Source organism: Rhodoferax sp. P2_H8_2 (assembly GCF_056403235.1).
The window spans coordinates 111,942-130,081 of sequence record NZ_JBFUFW010000010.1; the positions used below are offsets into that span (position 1 = coordinate 111,942).

16 protein-coding genes, 2 tRNA genes and 3 rRNA genes are annotated in these 18,140 nt (G+C 53.7%); 19 read left to right on the forward strand and 2 right to left on the reverse strand.

Going from position 1 to position 18,140, the window contains the following annotated elements; translation table 11 throughout:
• Positions 1-56 precede the first annotated feature (56 nt).
• Genes AC1DV6_RS16335 through fliR form a run of 7 tightly spaced genes read left to right on the forward strand, consistent with a single transcriptional unit; the run spans position 57 to position 4,277 of the window.
• Positions 57-641: a flagellar basal body-associated FliL family protein gene (locus AC1DV6_RS16335; RefSeq protein WP_477979264.1), complete on the forward strand. Its 585-nt coding sequence runs from the start codon at positions 57-59 to the stop codon at positions 639-641.
• Positions 642-663: 22 nt separating this feature from the next.
• Positions 664-1,665, forward strand: a complete 1,002-nt coding sequence (gene fliM / locus AC1DV6_RS16340) for a flagellar motor switch protein FliM (protein ID WP_477979266.1) — start codon at positions 664-666, stop codon at positions 1,663-1,665.
• Positions 1,658-2,098, forward strand: a complete 441-nt coding sequence (gene fliN, locus AC1DV6_RS16345; protein ID WP_477979267.1) for a flagellar motor switch protein FliN — start codon at positions 1,658-1,660, stop codon at positions 2,096-2,098. Before fliM ends, fliN begins: the two co-directional genes overlap by 8 nt.
• A gap of 5 nt (positions 2,099-2,103) precedes the next feature.
• On the forward strand, positions 2,104-2,424 hold the full coding sequence (locus AC1DV6_RS16350; RefSeq protein WP_477979268.1) for a FliO/MopB family protein: 321 nt from the start codon (positions 2,104-2,106) through the stop codon (positions 2,422-2,424).
• Complete coding sequence (fliP, locus tag AC1DV6_RS16355) at positions 2,424-3,215, forward strand: flagellar type III secretion system pore protein FliP (RefSeq protein ID WP_477979269.1); 792 nt, start codon at positions 2,424-2,426, stop codon at positions 3,213-3,215. The genes AC1DV6_RS16350 and fliP overlap by 1 nt, the downstream gene beginning before the upstream one ends.
• 12 nt (positions 3,216-3,227) lie before the next feature.
• Positions 3,228-3,497 (forward strand): flagellar biosynthesis protein FliQ, encoded by a 270-nt coding sequence (gene fliQ / locus AC1DV6_RS16360; protein WP_477979271.1) that lies wholly within the window; start codon positions 3,228-3,230, stop codon positions 3,495-3,497.
• A gap of 12 nt (positions 3,498-3,509) precedes the next feature.
• Positions 3,510-4,277: a flagellar biosynthetic protein FliR gene (gene fliR, locus AC1DV6_RS16365; protein WP_477979273.1), complete on the forward strand. Its 768-nt coding sequence runs from the start codon at positions 3,510-3,512 to the stop codon at positions 4,275-4,277.
• 4 nt (positions 4,278-4,281) lie between these two features.
• Here the strand turns inward: fliR and AC1DV6_RS16370 are convergent, their stop codons facing one another.
• Entirely contained in the window at positions 4,282-4,911 is a 630-nt protein-coding gene (locus AC1DV6_RS16370; protein WP_477979275.1) for a response regulator, read from the reverse strand.
• Positions 4,908-6,035, reverse strand: coding sequence for a hybrid sensor histidine kinase/response regulator (locus AC1DV6_RS16375; RefSeq protein WP_477979277.1), 1,128 nt, complete (start codon positions 6,033-6,035; stop codon positions 4,908-4,910). The genes AC1DV6_RS16370 and AC1DV6_RS16375 overlap by 4 nt, the downstream gene beginning before the upstream one ends.
• Positions 6,036-6,179: 144 nt before the next feature.
• On the opposite strand from AC1DV6_RS16375, the gene AC1DV6_RS16380 reads away from it, so the two are divergent.
• From AC1DV6_RS16380 to rrf, 12 genes are all read left to right on the forward strand, one after another.
• Positions 6,180-6,623 carry a hypothetical protein gene (locus AC1DV6_RS16380; RefSeq protein WP_477979279.1) on the forward strand — a complete coding sequence of 148 codons (444 nt, stop codon included), beginning with the start codon at positions 6,180-6,182 and terminating at the stop codon, positions 6,621-6,623.
• A 38-nt stretch (positions 6,624-6,661) separates the two neighbouring features.
• Positions 6,662-7,024, forward strand: a complete 363-nt coding sequence (locus tag AC1DV6_RS16385) for a response regulator (RefSeq protein ID WP_477979281.1) — start codon at positions 6,662-6,664, stop codon at positions 7,022-7,024.
• A gap of 54 nt (positions 7,025-7,078) precedes the next feature.
• A complete protein-coding gene (locus tag AC1DV6_RS16390; RefSeq protein ID WP_477979283.1) occupies positions 7,079-9,166 on the forward strand; it encodes a chemotaxis protein CheA in 2,088 nt (695 codons plus the stop codon).
• 25 nt (positions 9,167-9,191) lie between these two features.
• Positions 9,192-9,680, forward strand: coding sequence for a chemotaxis protein CheW (locus AC1DV6_RS16395; protein ID WP_477979285.1), 489 nt, complete (start codon positions 9,192-9,194; stop codon positions 9,678-9,680).
• A 50-nt stretch (positions 9,681-9,730) separates the two neighbouring features.
• On the forward strand, positions 9,731-10,582 hold the full coding sequence (locus tag AC1DV6_RS16400; protein ID WP_477979286.1) for a CheR family methyltransferase: 852 nt from the start codon (positions 9,731-9,733) through the stop codon (positions 10,580-10,582).
• Between the two features lie 52 nt (positions 10,583-10,634).
• Positions 10,635-11,339 carry a chemoreceptor glutamine deamidase CheD gene (gene cheD / locus AC1DV6_RS16405; protein WP_477979288.1) on the forward strand — a complete coding sequence of 235 codons (705 nt, stop codon included), beginning with the start codon at positions 10,635-10,637 and terminating at the stop codon, positions 11,337-11,339.
• Between the two features lie 10 nt (positions 11,340-11,349).
• Entirely contained in the window at positions 11,350-12,429 is a 1,080-nt protein-coding gene (locus tag AC1DV6_RS16410; RefSeq protein WP_477979290.1) for a protein-glutamate methylesterase/protein-glutamine glutaminase, read from the forward strand.
• A 367-nt stretch (positions 12,430-12,796) separates the two neighbouring features.
• A 16S ribosomal RNA gene (locus AC1DV6_RS16415) occupies positions 12,797-14,331 on the forward strand.
• Between the two features lie 99 nt (positions 14,332-14,430).
• Positions 14,431-14,507, forward strand: a tRNA-Ile gene (locus tag AC1DV6_RS16420).
• Positions 14,508-14,532: 25 nt separating this feature from the next.
• Positions 14,533-14,608, forward strand: a tRNA-Ala gene (locus AC1DV6_RS16425).
• Positions 14,609-14,946: 338 nt separating this feature from the next.
• Positions 14,947-17,824 (forward strand): 23S ribosomal RNA (locus tag AC1DV6_RS16430).
• 160 nt (positions 17,825-17,984) lie between these two features.
• Positions 17,985-18,097, forward strand: a 5S ribosomal RNA gene (rrf, locus tag AC1DV6_RS16435).
• Together the 16S, 23S and 5S rRNA genes with 2 tRNA genes alongside form the textbook arrangement of a ribosomal RNA operon.
• Positions 18,098-18,140 lie beyond the last annotated feature (43 nt).

Below are 18,140 nucleotides of genomic sequence, written 5' to 3' on the forward strand. Positions count from 1 at the left end.
TATGTTCTGCAAAAGTGTCAAATAATGGTTTGGCAACTATTTTCCCGAGGTAATCCGTGTCCGCAAAACCTGAAGTAGCTCCCGAAGCCGGTCCTCCTGCCAAGAGCAAGAAACTGTTGATCATCGTCGGCGCCTTGGTGCTGGTGCTGGTGCTCGCAGGCGGCGGAGCGTTTTTCTTTATCAGCAAACAGCGCGCAGCGGCGGCTGACGAAGATGGTGGTGAAGCCCCAGCGAAGGCCGCTTCTCATGCGCCCGCGCCCGGAACTCCCCCCGCCTATCTGCCGCTGGACAACATGGTGGTGAATCTGGCAGATCCTGGCGGTGAACGTGTTGCCCAAGTGGGTATTACATTGGAAGTGATGGATGCGCATGCCTCTGACACGGTCAAGGGATACCTGCCCACCATCCGCAGTGGCATCCTGATGCTGATCTCGCAGAGAACAGCGGATGAGTTGCTGAAGCCTGAAGGCAAGGAAAAGCTGGCGAAGGATATCCTGCGCGAAGCAGCAGTTCCATTCGGCGGCGGCGATGACGATCACGAAGATGAAGACAGCGGCGCCAAGAGCAAGAAGAAGAAGAAAAAAGCCCATGTGGAATACCCGGTTAAGGGCGTTCTCTTTTCCAGTTTCATTGTTCAATAGCCGAGACTGCAGGTGATACCCCATGAGTGAGTCTTTCCTTTCACAAGAAGAAGTTGATGCCCTTCTTGAAGGGGTCACGGGCGAAAGCCAGAAGACGGTCGAGGAAGCGGCCGAGCATGGAGAGGTTCGTTCCTACAACATCTCCAGCCAGGAAAGAATCGTCCGTGGGCGCATGCCCACGATGGAAATCGTCAATGAACGGTTTGCCCGAAACCTGCGCGTAGGCTTGTTCAATTACATCCGGCGCAGCCCGGAAATCTCGGTCGGACCGGTGTCGGTTCAGCGCTACAGCGCATTCCTGCGCGAACTGGCCGTCCCCACCAATTTCAATATCGTGGCCCTGCGGCCCCTGCGTGGTAGCGGGCTGATTGTGTGTGAACCTGCGCTGGTGTTTGGCGTCATCGACACGCTGTATGGCGGCATCGGCAAGTTTCAGACACGGATTGAAGGCCGTGACTTCTCGGCGACCGAGCAGCGCGTGATCAACCGCCTGGTCGATGTGATCACTGCCGAATACAAAAAAGCCTGGACGGGTATCTATCCACTGGAGCTGGACTACCAGCGGTCTGAAATGCAGCCGCAGTTTGCCAATATTGCAACGCCCAGCGAAATCGTCATCTCGACGTCTTTTCAGCTGGAAATCGGCGATATCACCGGCGCGATCCATTTCTGCTTCCCGTATTCCACACTGGAGCCGATCCGGGATGTGTTGTACTCGTCGACTCAGGGCGACTCGATCGAGGTCGACAAGCGCTGGGTCAACGTGCTGACGCGGGAGATTCAGGCAGCTGAAATTACGCTTGTCGCGCAGTTGGCGACAGCGAATGCGACGGTTGAGCAATTGTTGGCCATGAAAAAGGGCGATTTCATCGAACTGGACAAGGAGCCCACGATTCAAGCTACGGTCGATGGTGTCCCCATCTTCGAGTGTTATTACGGTACGCACAATGCAAAATACGCTATTCGCATTGACAAGGCGCTGCGGGGAAACGACCAAAACTGGTTAGGAGAACGAAATGTCTGAAGACAAACCTGGCGAATCAGCGGACGACGGCATGGCCGACTGGGCCGAGGCCCTGCTGGAGCAGAAGGCTTCGGATGGTCCTGAGGGCGACGTGCAATCTGGTGGTGTGCTTTCTGGTGAGGCTCCACGCCCATTCTCGGCAGGGCCAAATGGTGGAGAGGGCGGAGTCAACGACATCAATATGGTGCTCGATATCCCTGTGCAGCTGTCTGTGGAGTTGGGGCGCACCAAGGTGCCTATCAAGCACATCCTTCAGTTGGGGCAAGGCTCCGTCGTTGAATTGGATGCGCTGGCCGGTGAGCCAATGGATGTACTCGTCAATGGATATTTGATAGCGCAGGGCGAGGTGGTGGTGGTCAATGACAAGTTCGGCATTCGATTGACCGACGTAGTGACTCCGTCCGAGCGTTTGCGCCGGGTCAGCAAGAACTGATTCGAATGCTGGCGCAGCAAATCTGGTCCGTACTCATTTTTCTGGCATGCCTCGCGGCATTGCCGTTTCTGGTGAAACGCTGGAAGTCTGTCAACACGGCCAAATATGGCGGCGAGGCTGAGCCCGCGCCGCGCGTCGTTTCCGTATTGGCGGTTGGGCCGCAGCAGCGTGTAGTCACCGTGGAGGTCGGTCGAGAAGGGGCCCGGCAACGGATGGTGTTGGGTGTGACGCAGCAAAGCATTAATTGCCTGTTCAGCGAACCACTGAGCGAACAAACCTCAGTTTCAAAGACCGATACCATAGGGTCTTCGGCGTCGGCCAACTGATGGCCGCCCTCCCCTGTTCGGGATCTATTCGCGTGCCAAGACTATTTAGTAAATTCGCACTGCTTCTGCTGGCCGCGTCGGTTAGCAGCGGCGTATGGGCACAAGCGGCCCCGGCTGCTGGGCAATTGCCGCTGTTGGTTGGCACTGGGCAATCGGGCGTCAGTTTTTCGGTACCGGTGCAGACGCTCCTGTTCTTTACGGCCCTGTCGTTCTTGCCAGCCGTGCTTCTGATGATGACGGGCTTTACCCGCATTGTCATCGTGCTGTCCCTGCTGCGGCAGGCATTGGGCACGCAGTCTGCGCCACCCAACCAGGTGATAGTGGGGTTGTCGCTTTTCCTCACGTTTTTTGTAATGGGGCCGACTTTTGACCGCATTTACGAAGACGCTTACCAGCCGTACTCCAAAGGCACTATCAGCTTCGAGCAGGCTTTGGAAAAAGGTGAAACACCGATCCGCAGCTTCATGGTCAAGCAGACTCGACAGTCTGATTTCTCCTTGTTCGCCAAGCTTGCAAAACTGCCGCCCGCGGTGACCGCCGAGACTGCGCCTATTCGTGTTTTGGTCCCCGCCTTTGTGATTAGCGAACTTAAGTCGGCTTTCCAGATTGGCTTCATGATCTTCATTCCGTTTCTGGTGATCGATATCGTCGTAGCCAGCGTATTGATGTCACTGGGGATGATGATGTTGTCGCCGGTTCTGGTTGCTTTGCCGTTCAAGCTGATGCTGTTCGTGCTGGCGGATGGCTGGAATTTGCTGGTTGGCTCGCTCGCCGCCAGTTTCGTGCAGTAGCGGGGCGGCATCATGAACGCGCAAATGGTGTTAACGATGGGGCAGGAAGCCCTGCTTATGTTGTTGATGGTCTCATTCCCTGTGTTGGGCGCCGCGCTGGTGGTGGGTTTGTTGGTTAGCCTGTTTCAGGCTGTGACACAGATCCATGAAGCGACACTGGCCTTTGTTCCCAAGTTGGTGGCTGTGATCGCGGTTTTTGCAATCGCCGGACCTTGGATGTTGACCATGCTGGTGGAGTACATCCGGCGCACGCTGGAAGCCATCCCCGCATCGGTTGTCTGAGCGGAGTCGCTGGTGCTGACATTTGACGAGGCACAGTTTGCCGCCTGGGTATCCCCTGTGTTTTGGCCGTTTCTGAGAACGCTGGCCGTTTTCACCTCCGCCCCTATTTTCTCTTCTCGTGCGTTTCCGATGCGAGCAAAGATTGCACTGGCTTTCCTGGTCGCGTTAGCCGTGCAAGCCACCTTGCCGGTTGCACCAGTGATTGGATTCAACGATCCCGGTGCTTTGGGCGCGGCTGTGCAACAGGTCGTTGTGGGCCTCTCCATAGGATTTGCCATCCGGGTGGTTTTCGCTGCAGCGGAGCTGGCGGGTGAAGTAGTGGGTTTTCAAATGGGGCTGAATTTCGCGGCATTCTTTGACCCCGCGATGAACGGACAAAGTAGTGCGGTCGCCCGCTTCTTTACCTATGTGACCTATCTGCTTTTCGTGGTGCTCAATGGGCACATCATGGTGTTAATGGCTATCAATAGAAGTTTTAAACACTTCCCGGTCGAGCAAGGTTTTCTGGAGGCAATGGCGAAGTTGCGACTGTATGAGTTGGGCTCCGCCTTGTTTTCCAGCGCGCTGTGGATGGCGCTACCCATGGTGGGCATGCTAATGTTTGTAAACGTCGCGTTAGGCATTATTTCCCGCGTGGCCCCGCAGATGAACATCTTCGCGGTGGGTTTCCCGATTACCTTGGTAGTTGGCATGGTGGGGATTGCATTCACCCTGCCTATGCTGGAACAACCCTACATTGCCCTTATGGAGCAGGCCATCGCCTTGTTTGCTGGCAATTGATGCGTCAGACTAATTGATTGCGGATGGCGTAGACGGCCAATTCGGCGTTGTTACTCAGTTGAAGTTTTTCGAGCAGCCGTGATCGATACACGCTGACAGTTTTGGGGCTGAGCATCATCTCGGCAGCAATTTCCGACAGTTTGCGGCCAGAGGCAATCTTGATCAAGGTCTGCATTTCCCGCTCTGACAAGACCGAGTGACGGTCAGCGTCCTGCGGATGGGCCAGATTGTCCACGAGCATGTCTGACACCGCTTGTGTGACGAATCTGCGGCCTTGTGCGAGAGTCCGTACCGCGAGAGTCAGCTTTGCAGGGTCTTCCGCCTTGTTCAGGTAGCCATGGGCACCAGATCGTAGACATCGGATGGCGTACTGGTCTTCGCTGAACATGGAAACAATCAATGTTCTGATCTCGGGGTGAGAATCACGAACGCTGGCCAAGACCTCCAAGCCTCCTCTTCCCGGCATGTTCAGATCCAGTATGAGCACATGGCACTCCGTATTGCGCAGGAGCTCGCGTACTTCGGAATAGGTCCCGGCTTCGCCGACCACCTCAATGTCCACTGCGTCCACCAACGTGTCCCGAATCCCGCGACGGACCATGGCGTGGTCATCGCAAATGACAACCTTGATCATGATTCGCTGTCCCAGGTTGGTGTGTTGGCGGACGACGTCAATGGAATCGACAGAATGATAGTGGTGCCTGTGCCTTCGATGCTGCTGACGTCGAGCCAGCCTCCCACGGTTTGCGCCCTTTCCTGCAGTCCGCGCAGTCCGAAGGCCTTGGGTTTCCCTTGGTCTTCTGTGGATACACCCACGCCATCGTCGCTGACCTCTACGGTCAAAACCCCTTTTGTATCAGAAATATCCACATGCACGGTCTTGCATCTGGCGTGTTTAGTTGCGTTGGTAAGTGCTTCTTGGACTGCCCGATAAGCAACCAGTTCCACGTTCTTGCTTTTCAAGGCGATATCCGGGCGCGCGGTCAGGTCGACCAGGATGCCTGTGCGTTTCGTAAAACCGTCCGTCAGCCACTCTACGGCTGCGATTAGTCCTTGGTCCAGGACCGCCGGGCGGAGATTCATCATGATGCGTTGGCTGGCCCCCATGGCGTGTTGCAACATGCTGTGGGCGGACTCCAAATGTGCCTGAATGGCGTCGTCGTCTGCATGTCGTGAGACCCAGGCAAGATCAAGTCTTGCCGCAACCAGAGATCCACCGATGTCATCATGTATTTCTCTGGCAATAGACGCACGTTCGGCCTCAATGGTGGCTTGCAGGTGGCTGGCAAATTCAGCCAGCTTGCGTTGTGAGTCGGCCAACGCCTGGGTAGCCATTTCACTGTCCATTCGGGCTTGCCGGGTCGCGAGGGCGCGATCAATGGCGAGCGCGAGGCGCCCCATGCCTGCTTTACTGACGAAATCACTTATGCCTCCTTGAACCGCTTCCACCGCCAATTCTTCTCCAATGGCTCCTGAGACCAGAATAAAGGGGGGGCTGGTTACTTCGTGCCTTAGGGCCGTCCAGGCATCTATAGCCGTAAAACCACTGAGCCGATAGTCGGCCAAGATAACGTCGATGGGCAATCGCGTGACGGCTTCAGTGAAGTCGTGCAGTGAGTCGACGCAATGTATTTGATAGGCGACTTTGGCCTTGTCGAGTGCCCGGCAGACCAATTGGTGGTCGGGCGCCGAATCCTCCAAATGCAGGATGAAGAGATCCTTCGATGGCGGATTTGTATTCAACTTCGGGGCTATCATGACGACATCATTATGTGGGGTTCCCGGACGCCGCCCGAAAATTTCCCAAGCGACGGGAATCCTGATAATCTAGAAGCTTACTAAGGCCTCGTGGCAGTTCAAGGACTGGTTGGAAGACATTGGCGATTTCGAGGACAAAAGCAGATGCATCCTTCAATGACAACACCTACTGAGCCGGGCGTGCAATTGCCGGTCATGTTGGTCGCGGAAGTGCAGGATTCTTTGTTGGTCGTAGTGCATGACCTGTCTCGCCTCGATAGCTTGTTGGCCCATACCATGGAGAACTTGATGGAGCGTTTTACGTCCGCAAGTGCGAACCTCGCCAATCCCACATTGGCGCAGTCCAAGGAACTGGATGACGTACGCAGCACCTTGCGTGCTGCAGTGACTGAGTTGCAGTTTCAGGACATGGCATCCCAATTGATTGTTCACACCTCCAAGATTCTGCAGGGGTGCGCTTACAGGCTCGCTTCGGAATCCATGGGGAGCGAAGACGGAGAGGCCGTTCCTTTCGTGGAAGAAGTCCCGGAGCGCCCCAACCCTGTCACCCAGGATGAGATGGATGCCGGTTCCATTGAGTTATTTTGATTTTCCCAAATGCAATATAGAAATAGTCGGAGCGCCTTATGTCTGTAATTCTCGCAGTTGATGACTCCCCGTCCATGCGGAAAATGGTTTCGTTTACCTTGACTGGCGCTGGCTATCAAGTGGTGGAGGCTGTCGATGGGCAGGATGCTTACGAGAAGGCGCTATCGCAATCGTTTGACCTAGTGCTGACCGATCAGAATATGCCGCGGCTGGACGGCCTCGGCCTTACCCGCAAATTGCGCGACCACCCCCAGTTTAAGACCACCCCCATTTTGATGTTGACCACTGAGTCTAGCGACTTGATGAAGCAGGCTGGCCGGGCCGCAGGGGCCACCGGTTGGTTGGTAAAACCGTTTGATCCAGCGCGGTTGCTGGACGTGATTAAAAAAGTGATCAAGTGATTCGCTGAAGTCGGTACCAATACCCGACTCTTTTTAGAAAATCAGGAGCGACAAATGGCAGAAACACACCAGGGTGGCGGCGATGCAGGCGGAGACTTTGACCTCAGCCAGTTTTACCAAATCTTCTTTGAAGAGGCCGGCGAAAACCTAGACCAGATGGAGCACATGCTGCTCAACCTAAATCTGGAAACGGCCGACGACGAAGAGTTGAATGGCATTTTCCGTTGCGCGCACTCTGTCAAAGGCGGGGCAGCCACCTTCGGTTTCTCCGACGTCGCTGAGCTGACCCACCAAATGGAGTCGCTGCTGGACAAGCTGCGCCGCCATGAGTTGGCGCCCAATGCGTCCATGGTGGACGTGTTGCTGGAATCGGCGGACGCTTCACGCAGTTTGCTGGCACGGCACCAGAACGGCGGCGAGGGGGAGCCACTGGCCACCGGTGACTTGGTTCGCCGTATCAGCGAGTTGGCCGCTGGGGGGGCGCCTGCTGCCGTACCGAAACCCGCCGTGCCCGCGCCGAAAGCGGCTGCCGTTGCCGTAGCTGCGGCCCTACCGGATGGCGTGCGCGCACTGGAAATCTCCTTTGGCCCGCTGGATCGCCCTGAGCAGGCTGATGCGGTTCAAGAGCTGTTCCGCGACATTCCTGGGTTGGGGAAAATTTCCCCGTTGTCTTCCGAGCGCGCCAATGTGCGTAGCTTCCACGTAGAGACCAGCTCCAGCGATGAAGATTTGCTGGATTTGTTCGCATTCCACGTTTCGCGTGAGCGCATTGTCATTACGGCGCTGGAGTCTGGAGAGCCGACAGCAGTAGAGACTGCCACACCAACTGCGCCCGAAGCGACGAGTTATGGATTCTTTGATGGTTCGCCCGGTGCGCCATCTGCCCCATTGGCGGCTGCTGCGACGACTGCTGCAGCAGGCTCGGCCAAGCCAGCTGTCGCGAAAGTCGCTGCGCCGGCTGGTCCGGCCGCACAACCCGAAGCGGCCACTATTCGTGTTGCGATCAACAAGGTCGATCAACTGATCAATCTGGTCGGTGAACTGGTGATTACCCAGGCCATGCTGGCGCAAAACAGCCGCGCACTGGATCCGGCCGTATACCAACAACTGCTGACCGGCCTAGCTGATCTGGACCGCAATACACGCGATCTGCAAGAGTCGGTTATGTCGATCCGCATGATTCCGATGTCGATCGTGTTCAGCCGTTTTCCACGCATGCTGCGCGATCTGGCGGGCAAGTTGGGCAAGAAAGTGGATTTTGTTACGCAGGGTGAGGCCACCGAACTCGACAAGGGGTTGGTCGAGAAAATTACCGATCCACTCACGCACTTGGTGCGTAATAGTTGCGACCATGGTGTCGAAATGCCTGCCGAGCGGATTGCCGCTGGCAAATCGGAAACCGGCACCATCACTTTGGCGGCGTCCCATCAAGGTGGTTCCATCGTGATTGAAGTGCGCGATGATGGCCGAGGCCTGTCGCGGGAGAAGATTCTGAACAAAGCCCGTGAACGTGGTTTGGATGTTTCGGACCAAATGTCGGACGCGGATGTCTGGCAACTTATCTTCGCGCCTGGCTTCTCCACTGCTGCTGTGGTCACTGATGTCTCCGGCCGCGGCGTGGGCATGGACGTCGTGAAAAAGAACATCACTGCTCTAAACGGTACGGTGGAGATCGATTCTGCCGAAGGTTACGGCATGAAGGTGTCAGTACGATTGCCGTTGACGCTGGCCATCATGGACGGTATGTCGGTGGGGGTCGGCGAAGAGGTGTACATCCTCCCGCTGTCGTCGGTAGTGGAGTCGTTCCAGGTCAAGGCCGAAGCGGTCAGTACGGTGGGTCAGGGGTCGCAGTTGGTCAAGGTTCGGGATGAATATATGCCGGTCATCGAGTTGGAAAAAGTTTTCCAGGTTCCGCGTTTTGATTTGGAAAAATCCTGCGACATCATGGTCGTGGTGGAAGCCGACGGTAGCCGAGTCGCATTGTTGGTTGATGAGTTGTTGGGGCAGCAACAGGTGGTGGTCAAGAACCTGGAGTCCAACTACCGCAAAGTGCCCAATGTCTCTGGCGCCACTATTCTGGGCGACGGCAAAGTCGCACTGATCCTGGATACTGGCGCGCTGGTGCGCCGGTCGCGTCATTAAATGGCTGAATAAAGAGGAGTTAAAAATGGGCGCGATGGAAAAAATGGATGCTTTAACTTCCTCTGCAGCGAGGGAATACCTTACGTTTCGACTGGACCAGGAAGAATATGGAATAGATATTCTGAAAGTTCAGGAAATCAGAGGATATGAGCCACCCACGCGGGTCGCTAATGCGCCGAGCTTCATCAAGGGCGTGGTGAATCTACGTGGCACGATTGTGCCTATTGTGGATATGCGGCTGAAGTTTAATTGTTCTAAGGCTGAATACAACACATTTACTGTCGTCATCATCCTGAACTTGGGCAGTCGCATTGTCGGGATCGTGGTTGATTCGGTGAGCGATGTCATGGAGTTGCCGCCAGAAAGCCTAAAGGCGGCGCCAGATATTGACAGCGTGATTGACAGTGGTGCCGTATTGGGACTGGGTTCGCTGGGCGACCGTATGCTGATATTGCTGGATATTGAGCGCCTGATGTCTGGCGCCGATATGGGCCTTGTATCTGCGGTTGGCTAAAGCCCAGTTGAGCCCCCAATCCGACATGCGCTAATGGAAAGCAAGCCGTTGTGACCAAATTTTCTGCAGGCGAGTCCGGGGCTGAGGTAGGCGGCGGTGGGCGTGAATTCAAATGGACCGACGCAGATTTTGATCGCGTTCAGTCGCTGATTTATCAGCGTGCGGGCATTAGTTTGCACGATGGTAAGCACGCGATGGTCTATAGCCGTCTATCACGTCGGTTGCGTGATACCGGGCACCAGAGTTTCAAGGAATACCTGACTTGGCTGGAATCTACTGACGGCCCAGAGTGGCAGGAGTTCATCAACGCGCTGACAACAAACCTCACGTCATTTTTCCGTGAGCACCATCATTTCGAGGTATTTTCCAGTTTCTTGAGGTCCAAGCCCAGTTCGCCTTGGCGAGTGTGGTGCAGCGCGGCGTCCACTGGAGAGGAGCCATACTCCATAGTCATCACTGCTTTGGAAGCGTTGGGGCCGAGGGCCAACTTTGCCCTGAGTGCCAGTGATATTGACTCCAAGGTTCTGCAGACTGCATCCCAAGGCGTGTATCGTGCAGATGCAATCAAAGGTGTCGACACAGGGCAGTTGCATAAGTTTTTTCAGCGCGGCAAAGGTTCTAACGATGGCTTCGTGCGTGTTAAACCGGAGTTGCGCAATCTGATTGATTTTTTCATCGTCAACCTGATCAAGAACGATTGGCCGTTTAAGGATCCGTTTGATGTGGTCTTCTGCCGCAATGTGATGATCTATTTTGACGGACCAACACAGCGCAGCGTGTTGGAGCGCATTCATCGTGTGATGCGCCCTGGCGGTCTTTTGTTCGTCGGTCACGCAGAGAATTTCACCGATTCCAAGGACCTGTTTACTTTGAAGGGCAAGACCGTCTATGAGCGAATCTGAGACGGCTATTGTTCCTCATCTGTATTGCCTTCAACTGGGCTATTGATATTTCATGAACTTCTCCAGTACGGGTCACTCGCAGACAGGTGGATTTGCCGCCGCTGGCCTTGGGGCGCCTAAAGTCTTGGCATGTGGGCGGGTGTCGAAAATTGATCAGCTCAAGGCGCAACCTAGAAAGCCCGGTGAGGCATCCTTTTTCTACGCAGACCATCATTTTCAGTACGACGCAGTTAAAGTGTTGCCGGGGGAGTACTTTGTATCAAATGAAGAGTTAGTAGTCATGACCGTGTTGGGTTCATGTATTGCTGCCTGTATTTGGGATTCGCGCGCGCGAATTGGCGGCATGAATCATTTCATGTTGCCAGACGGCGACGGCGGCGATGGGTCTGGTCGTTATGGCTCGTATGCGATGGAACTCTTGATAAATGAAATGCTGAAGCTGGGCGCTAGGCGCGAAACCATGCAAGCCAAAGTGTTTGGAGGTGGCCAAGTGATGGCTGGCTTCACCACTATGAATGTGGGTGAGCGCAACACTAAATTCGTCATCGAATATTTGGCTACGGAACGCATTCCTATCGTGTCCCAGGACGTGCTGGACATACATCCTCGTAAAGTGTGCTTCTTTCCTGTCACAGGAAAGGCACTGGTCAAGCGGTTGGCGCACTCCCACCCCGAAACCTTGGCCGTGGAAGAGCGCAAGGGCAATGCCGCGTCGGTGGCCAAGTCCAATGCGGGCGGCTCGATTGATCTTTTTTGAGGTGCTCTGATTGAAAAAGATTCGTGTATTGGTCGTCGATGACTCGGCGCTGGTGCGTAGTCTGTTGACCGAAATCATCAACAGGCAAAAGGATATGGTCTGTGTGGGCGCCGCGAATGACCCCTTGATTGCTCGCGAAATGATTCGCGAACTGGACCCGGATGTGCTGACATTGGACATCGAAATGCCCAAGATGGACGGCATCGATTTTCTCGGACGTTTGATGCGCTTGCGCCCTATGCCCGTAGTCATGATTTCCACGCTGACCGAGCGGGGCGCTGAGGTGACGATGCGTGCACTCGAGCTGGGCGCTGTTGATTTTGTTGCGAAACCCCGCATTGGATTGGTGGATGGCATCAAGGAACTGGCGGACCAGATCGTAGACAAAGTGCGTATCGCAGCTTCCGCGCATATCCAACGTTCCGTGGCTGCCCCTGCGAATACAAGCCGCAGCGGTGATGCGCCGGCCAAGGCAAATGCCCCCTTAGGCCGCATATCGACTGAGAAACTGATTTGCATAGGCGCTTCGACCGGGGGCACCGAGGCCATCAAGGAGGTCTTGCTGCTGATGCCGGCAGATGCGCCTGGTATTGTCATCACGCAGCACATGCCCCCGGGCTTCACAACCAGCTTTGCGGCGCGCTTGAATGGCCTGTGTCAGATCACCGTCAAAGAAGCTTCGAATGGCGAACGCATTTTGCCGGGCCACGCTTATATAGCGCCTGGCGGCAAGCAATTCCGCGTAGATCGCAGCGGCGCCAACTATGTGTGCGTCGTGGAAGAAGGGGAGCTGGTTAATCGACATCGCCCTTCTGTCGAAGTCCTATTCAAGTCGGCAGCGAAGGTGGTGGGGCGCAATGCCATCGGCATCATGTTGACCGGTATGGGTAACGATGGCGCCAAGGCAATGAAAGAAATGAAAGATGCGGGCAGCTATAACTATGTGCAGGACGAAGCCAGTTGCATAGTGTTCGGCATGCCACGCGAAGCGATTCTTCACGGCGCAGCCGATGAAATACTGTCGCTCACAGCGATCGCGCCAGCGATGCTGGCCAAGCTAAGTAGCTCTGGCGATCGCTACCGGGTATAAACCCGGATAGTCTCCAAAAGGTGTGCTATAGTAGAGGGCTTCGCTGCTGAAAAGCAACGAGGACTTCAGTGGAAAAAATAGAAAAATATTTTCGTTGAAGTTTGACAGAGGGTTAAAAACTGTGTCATAATTCAAGGCTTCGCTGATCACAGCTAAGCAAGCGAATAGAAGGTAAAAATTCTGTTCGGATCATTAAAAATTTACAGCCGATAAGCGTGGGCGTTTGAAGGCGATTGCCAAGTTCTTCGGAACTAAGTCTTAGCTGACTTACAAACGCTCATGAATGAAAAGAAATGCGAACTTCAGCAATGAAGTTCATGTTAATTCCAGTTTATGAGTTGCTCGAAAGAGCAAAAAATTCAAGATCGAACTATAGAGTTTGATCCTGGCTCAGATTGAACGCTGGCGGCATGCCTTACACATGCAAGTCGAACGGCAGCACGGGAGCAATCCTGGTGGCGAGTGGCGAACGGGTGAGTAATATATCGGAACGTGCCCAGTCGTGGGGGATAACGTAGCGAAAGCTACGCTAATACCGCATACGATCTACGGATGAAAGCGGGGGATCGCAAGACCTCGCGCGATTGGAGCGGCCGATATCAGATTAGCTAGTTGGTGGGGTAAAAGCCCACCAAGGCGACGATCTGTAGCTGGTCTGAGAGGACGACCAGCCACACTGGAACTGAGACACGGTCCAGACTCCTACGGGAGGCAGCAGTGGGGAATTTTGGACAATGGGCGCAAGCCTGATCCAGCAATGCCGCGTGCAGGATGAAGGCCTTCGGGTTGTAAACTGCTTTTGTACGGAACGAAACGGCTCTTTCTAATAAAGAGAGCTAATGACGGTACCGTAAGAATAAGCACCGGCTAACTACGTGCCAGCAGCCGCGGTAATACGTAGGGTGCGAGCGTTAATCGGAATTACTGGGCGTAAAGCGTGCGCAGGCGGTTATATAAGACAGATGTGAAATCCCCGGGCTCAACCTGGGACCTGCATTTGTGACTGTATAGCTAGAGTACGGTAGAGGGGGATGGAATTCCGCGTGTAGCAGTGAAATGCGTAGATATGCGGAGGAACACCGATGGCGAAGGCAATCCCCTGGACCTGTACTGACGCTCATGCACGAAAGCGTGGGGAGCAAACAGGATTAGATACCCTGGTAGTCCACGCCCTAAACGATGTCAACTGGTTGTTGGGTCTTCACTGACTCAGTAACGAAGCTAACGCGTGAAGTTGACCGCCTGGGGAGTACGGCCGCAAGGTTGAAACTCAAAGGAATTGACGGGGACCCGCACAAGCGGTGGATGATGTGGTTTAATTCGATGCAACGCGAAAAACCTTACCCACCTTTGACATGTACGGAATTCGCCAGAGATGGCTTAGTGCTCGAAAGAGAACCGTAACACAGGTGCTGCATGGCTGTCGTCAGCTCGTGTCGTGAGATGTTGGGTTAAGTCCCGCAACGAGCGCAACCCTTGTCATTAGTTGCTACATTTAGTTGGGCACTCTAATGAGACTGCCGGTGACAAACCGGAGGAAGGTGGGGATGACGTCAAGTCCTCATGGCCCTTATAGGTGGGGCTACACACGTCATACAATGGCTGGTACAAAGGGTTGCCAACCCGCGAGGGGGAGCTAATCCCATAAAGCCAGTCGTAGTCCGGATCGCAGTCTGCAACTCGACTGCGTGAAGTCGGAATCGCTAGTAATCGTGGATCAGAATGTCACGGTGAATACGTTCCCGGGTCTTGTACACACCGCCCGTCACACCATGGGAGCGGGTTCTGCCAGAAGTAGTTAGCCTAACCGCAAGGAGGGCGATTACCACGGCAGGGTTCGTGACTGGGGTGAAGTCGTAACAAGGTAGCCGTATCGGAAGGTGCGGCTGGATCACCTCCTTTCTGGAAACTGCAATTTAATTCGAACGCTCACACTTATCGGTTGTTGGAAGGTTGTCGCTAACGACTATGGCTTCGGTCTTGGTCTTAAGTGACCGACTCGGGTCTGTAGCTCAGTTGGTTAGAGCACCGTCTTGATAAGGCGGGGGTCGTTGGTTCGAGACCAACCAGACCCACCATTGTCGTCCAATATCCTCTGAACATGGGGGTGTAGCTCACCTGGTAGAGCGGCTGCTTTGCAAGCAGTAGGTAGCGGGTTCGAGTCCTGTCACCTCCACCAATCTTTTAATACTTATCGTTTGGTATCAATTCAATACCAAAGTGGCTTTTAACGAGGCCTCTTTGTTGTTGATCTGGATAACTAGATCAATCGGCTGTTCTTTAACAATTTATAGAGTTTAATCAGCGTTGCTAGCGGAAACTGCACATTCGTAAAGGTTTAGTGCAGACCGTGCCGCTAGCGACATAATTTTGATTGCGTCAAAATGAATATCAAACTTCACGTTTGAATTCGAGTTATTCAAGTTAATTGAATACGGCATAACGCGTCAGGTGAAAGACCTGACAAAACATTCCTTGAAGATGCTTCGATTCTCGAAAGAGATGTCAAAGTTATAGGGTCAAGTGAATAAGAGCATATGGTGGATGCCTTGGCAATGATAGGCGACGAAGGACGTGATAGCCTGCGATAAGCTTCGGGGAGCTGGCAAATTAGCTTTGATCCGGAGATTTCCGAATGGGGAAACCCACCCTTAGGGGTATCGCATGATGAATACATAGTCATGCGAGGCGAACCGGGTGAACTGAAACATCTCAGTAGCTCGAGGAAAATACATCAACCGAGATTCCGAAAGTAGTGGCGAGCGAAATCGGAGAAGCCTGTTAGTGATAGCACAAGACTTAACGGAACGATCTGGAAAGGTCGACTATAGAGGGTGATAGTCCCGTACGTGAAAAGACCTGTGTGATACTGAGCTAACGAAAAGTAGGGCGGGACACGAGAAATCCTGTCTGAATATGGGGGGACCATCCTCCAAGGCTAAATACTCATCATTGACCGATAGTGAACTAGTACCGTGAGGGAAAGGCGAAAAGAACCCCGGGAGGGGAGTGAAATAGATCCTGAAACCGTATGCTTACAAAAAGTAGGAGCCCGCAAGGGTGACTGCGTACCTTTTGTATAATGGGTCAGCGACTTACATTCAGTGGCAAGGTTAACCGAATAGGGAAGCCGTAGAGAAATCGAGTCCGAATAGGGCGTCTAGTCGCTGGGTGTAGACCCGAAACCAAGTGATCTATCCATGGCCAGGATGAAGGTGCCGTAACAGGTACTGGAGGTCCGAACCGACTAGTGTTGCAAAACTAGCGGATGAGCTGTGGATAGGGGTGAAAGGCTAAACAAACTTGGAAATAGCTGGTTCTCTCCGAAAACTATTTAGGTAGTGCCTCAAGTATTACCTGCGGGGGTAGAGCACTGTTTTGGCTAGGGGGTCATGGCGACTTACCAAACCAATGCAAACTCCGAATACCGCAGAGTACAGCTTGGGAGACAGAGCACCGGGTGCTAACGTCCGGACTCAAGAGGGAAACAACCCAGACCGCCAGCTAAGGTCCCTAAAATTGGCTAAGTGGGAAACGAAGTGGGAAGGCTAAAACAGTCAGGATGTTGGCTTAGAAGCAGCCATCATTTAAAGAAAGCGTAATAGCTCACTGATCGAGTCGTCCTGCGCGGAAGATGTAACGGGGCTAAGCCAGTTACCGAAGCTGCGGATTTGCAATTTATTGCAAGTGGTAGGAGAGCGTTCTGTAAGCCTGTGAAGGTGCGTTGTAAAGCGTGCTGGAGGTATCAGAAGTGCGAATGCTGACATGAGTAGCGTTAAAGGGGGTGAAAAGCCCCCTCGCCGTAAGCGCAAGGTTTTCTACGCAACGTTCATCGGCGTAGAGTGAGTCGGCCCCTAAGGCGAGGCAGAGATGCGTAGCTGATGGGAAACAGGTCAATATTCCTGTACCGATGTATAGTGCGATGTGGGGACGGAGAAGGTTAGCTCAGCCAACTGTTGGACATGTTGGTTCAAGCCTGTAGTCGTGCCTGGTAGGTAAATCCGCCGGGCTTAGATGAGGGGTGATAACGAGTCTGCTTGCAGACGAAGTGAGTGATACCCTGCTTCCAGGAAAAGCCACTAAGCTTCAGCTATACACGACCGTACCGCAAACCGACACTGGTGCGCGAGATGAGTATTCTAAGGCGCTTGAGAGAACTCGGGAGAAGGAACTCGGCAAATTGACACCGTAACTTCGGAAGAAGGTGTGCCTTTAGTAGGTGAAGGGATTTACTCCTGGAGCCCAATGAGGTTGCAAAAAATCGGTGGCTGCGACTGTTTATTAAAAACACAGCACTCTGCAAACACGAAAGTGGACGTATAGGGTGTGACGCCTGCCCGGTGCTGGAAGATTAAATGATGGGGTGCAAGCTCTTGATTGAAGTCCCAGTAAACGGCGGCCGTAACTATAACGGTCCTAAGGTAGCGAAATTCCTTGTCGGGTAAGTTCCGACCTGCACGAATGGCGTAACGATGGCCACACTGTCTCCTCCCGAGACTCAGCGAAGTTGAAATGTTTGTGATGATGCAATCTCCCCGCGGAAAGACGGAAAGACCCCATGAACCTTTACTGTAGCTTTGTATTGGACTTTGAACAGATCTGTGTAGGATAGGTGGGAGGCTTTGAAGCGGTGCCGCTAGGTATCGTGGAGCCAACGTTGAAATACCACCCTGGTGTGTTTGAGGTTCTAACCTTGGTCCATTATCTGGATCGGGGACAGTGCATGGTAGGCAGTTTGACTGGGGCGGTCTCCTCCCAAAGCGTAACGGAGGAGTTCGAAGGTACGCTAGTTACGGTCGGACATCGTGACGATAGTGCAATGGCATAAGCGTGCTTAACTGCGAGACTGACAAGTCGAGCAGATGCGAAAGCAGGACATAGTGATCCGGTGGTTCTGTATGGAAGGGCCATCGCTCAACGGATAAAAGGTACTCTGGGGATAACAGGCTGATACCGCCCAAGAGTTCATATCGACGGCGGTGTTTGGCACCTCGATGTCGGCTCATCTCATCCTGGGGCTGTAGCCGGTCCCAAGGGTATGGCTGTTCGCCATTTAAAGAGGTACGTGAGCTGGGTTTAAAACGTCGTGAGACAGTTTGGTCCCTATCTTCCGTGGGCGCTGCAGATTTGAGGAAGCCTGCTCCTAGTACGAGAGGACCGGAGTGGACACACCTCTGGTGTATCGGTTGTCACGCCAGTGGCATTGCCGAGTAGCTAAGTGTGGAAGAGATAACCGCTGAAAGCATCTAAGCGGGAAACTCGTTTCAAGATGAGATCTGCCGGGGCCTTGAGCCCCCTAAAGAGTCGTTCAAGACCAGGACGTTGATAGGTCAGGTGTGGAAGCGCAGTAATGCGTTAAGCTAACTGATACTAATTGCTCGTGCGGCTTGACCCTATAACTTTGATTCACGATAAGTGTCTCAAGGATGTTATGCCAAGTTGACGCATTCAAAAATAACTGCTGTGTGAGAGATCGCACTTCAGTGTCGAAAAGACAAGCTGATTAGCTCTATAAATTGGTCGCCTTGACCTGGTCAAGGTGGCAACAAGTTATGCCTGACGACCATAGCGACTTGGTACCACTCCTTCCCATCCCGAACAGGACAGTGAAACGAGTCAGCGCCGATGATAGTGCGGATTCCCGTGTGAAAGTAGGACATCGTCAGGCTATTACAGCCCGAAAACGCCCCCTCGACCGAGGGGGCGTTTTT

Excerpts from the sequence above, each read along its gene's own strand:
- fliM (WP_477979266.1), top strand. The coding sequence starts at position 664 with ATGAGTGAGTCTTTCCTTTCACAAGAAGAAGTTGATGCCCTTCTTGAA.
- fliN (WP_477979267.1), top strand. The coding sequence starts at position 1,658 with ATGTCTGAAGACAAACCTGGCGAATCAGCGGACGACGGCATGGCCGAC.
- AC1DV6_RS16350 (WP_477979268.1), top strand. The coding sequence starts at position 2,104 with ATGCTGGCGCAGCAAATCTGGTCCGTACTCATTTTTCTGGCATGCCTC.
- fliP (WP_477979269.1), top strand. The coding sequence starts at position 2,424 with ATGGCCGCCCTCCCCTGTTCGGGATCTATTCGCGTGCCAAGACTATTT.
- fliQ (WP_477979271.1), top strand. The coding sequence starts at position 3,228 with ATGAACGCGCAAATGGTGTTAACGATGGGGCAGGAAGCCCTGCTTATG.
- AC1DV6_RS16370 (WP_477979275.1), bottom strand. The coding sequence starts at position 4,911 with ATGATCAAGGTTGTCATTTGCGATGACCACGCCATGGTCCGTCGCGGG.
- AC1DV6_RS16375 (WP_477979277.1), bottom strand. The coding sequence starts at position 6,035 with ATGATAGCCCCGAAGTTGAATACAAATCCGCCATCGAAGGATCTCTTC.
- AC1DV6_RS16380 (WP_477979279.1), top strand. The coding sequence starts at position 6,180 with ATGCATCCTTCAATGACAACACCTACTGAGCCGGGCGTGCAATTGCCG.
- AC1DV6_RS16385 (WP_477979281.1), top strand. The coding sequence starts at position 6,662 with ATGTCTGTAATTCTCGCAGTTGATGACTCCCCGTCCATGCGGAAAATG.
- AC1DV6_RS16390 (WP_477979283.1), top strand. The coding sequence starts at position 7,079 with ATGGCAGAAACACACCAGGGTGGCGGCGATGCAGGCGGAGACTTTGAC.
- AC1DV6_RS16395 (WP_477979285.1), top strand. The coding sequence starts at position 9,192 with ATGGGCGCGATGGAAAAAATGGATGCTTTAACTTCCTCTGCAGCGAGG.
- cheD (WP_477979288.1), top strand. The coding sequence starts at position 10,635 with ATGAACTTCTCCAGTACGGGTCACTCGCAGACAGGTGGATTTGCCGCC.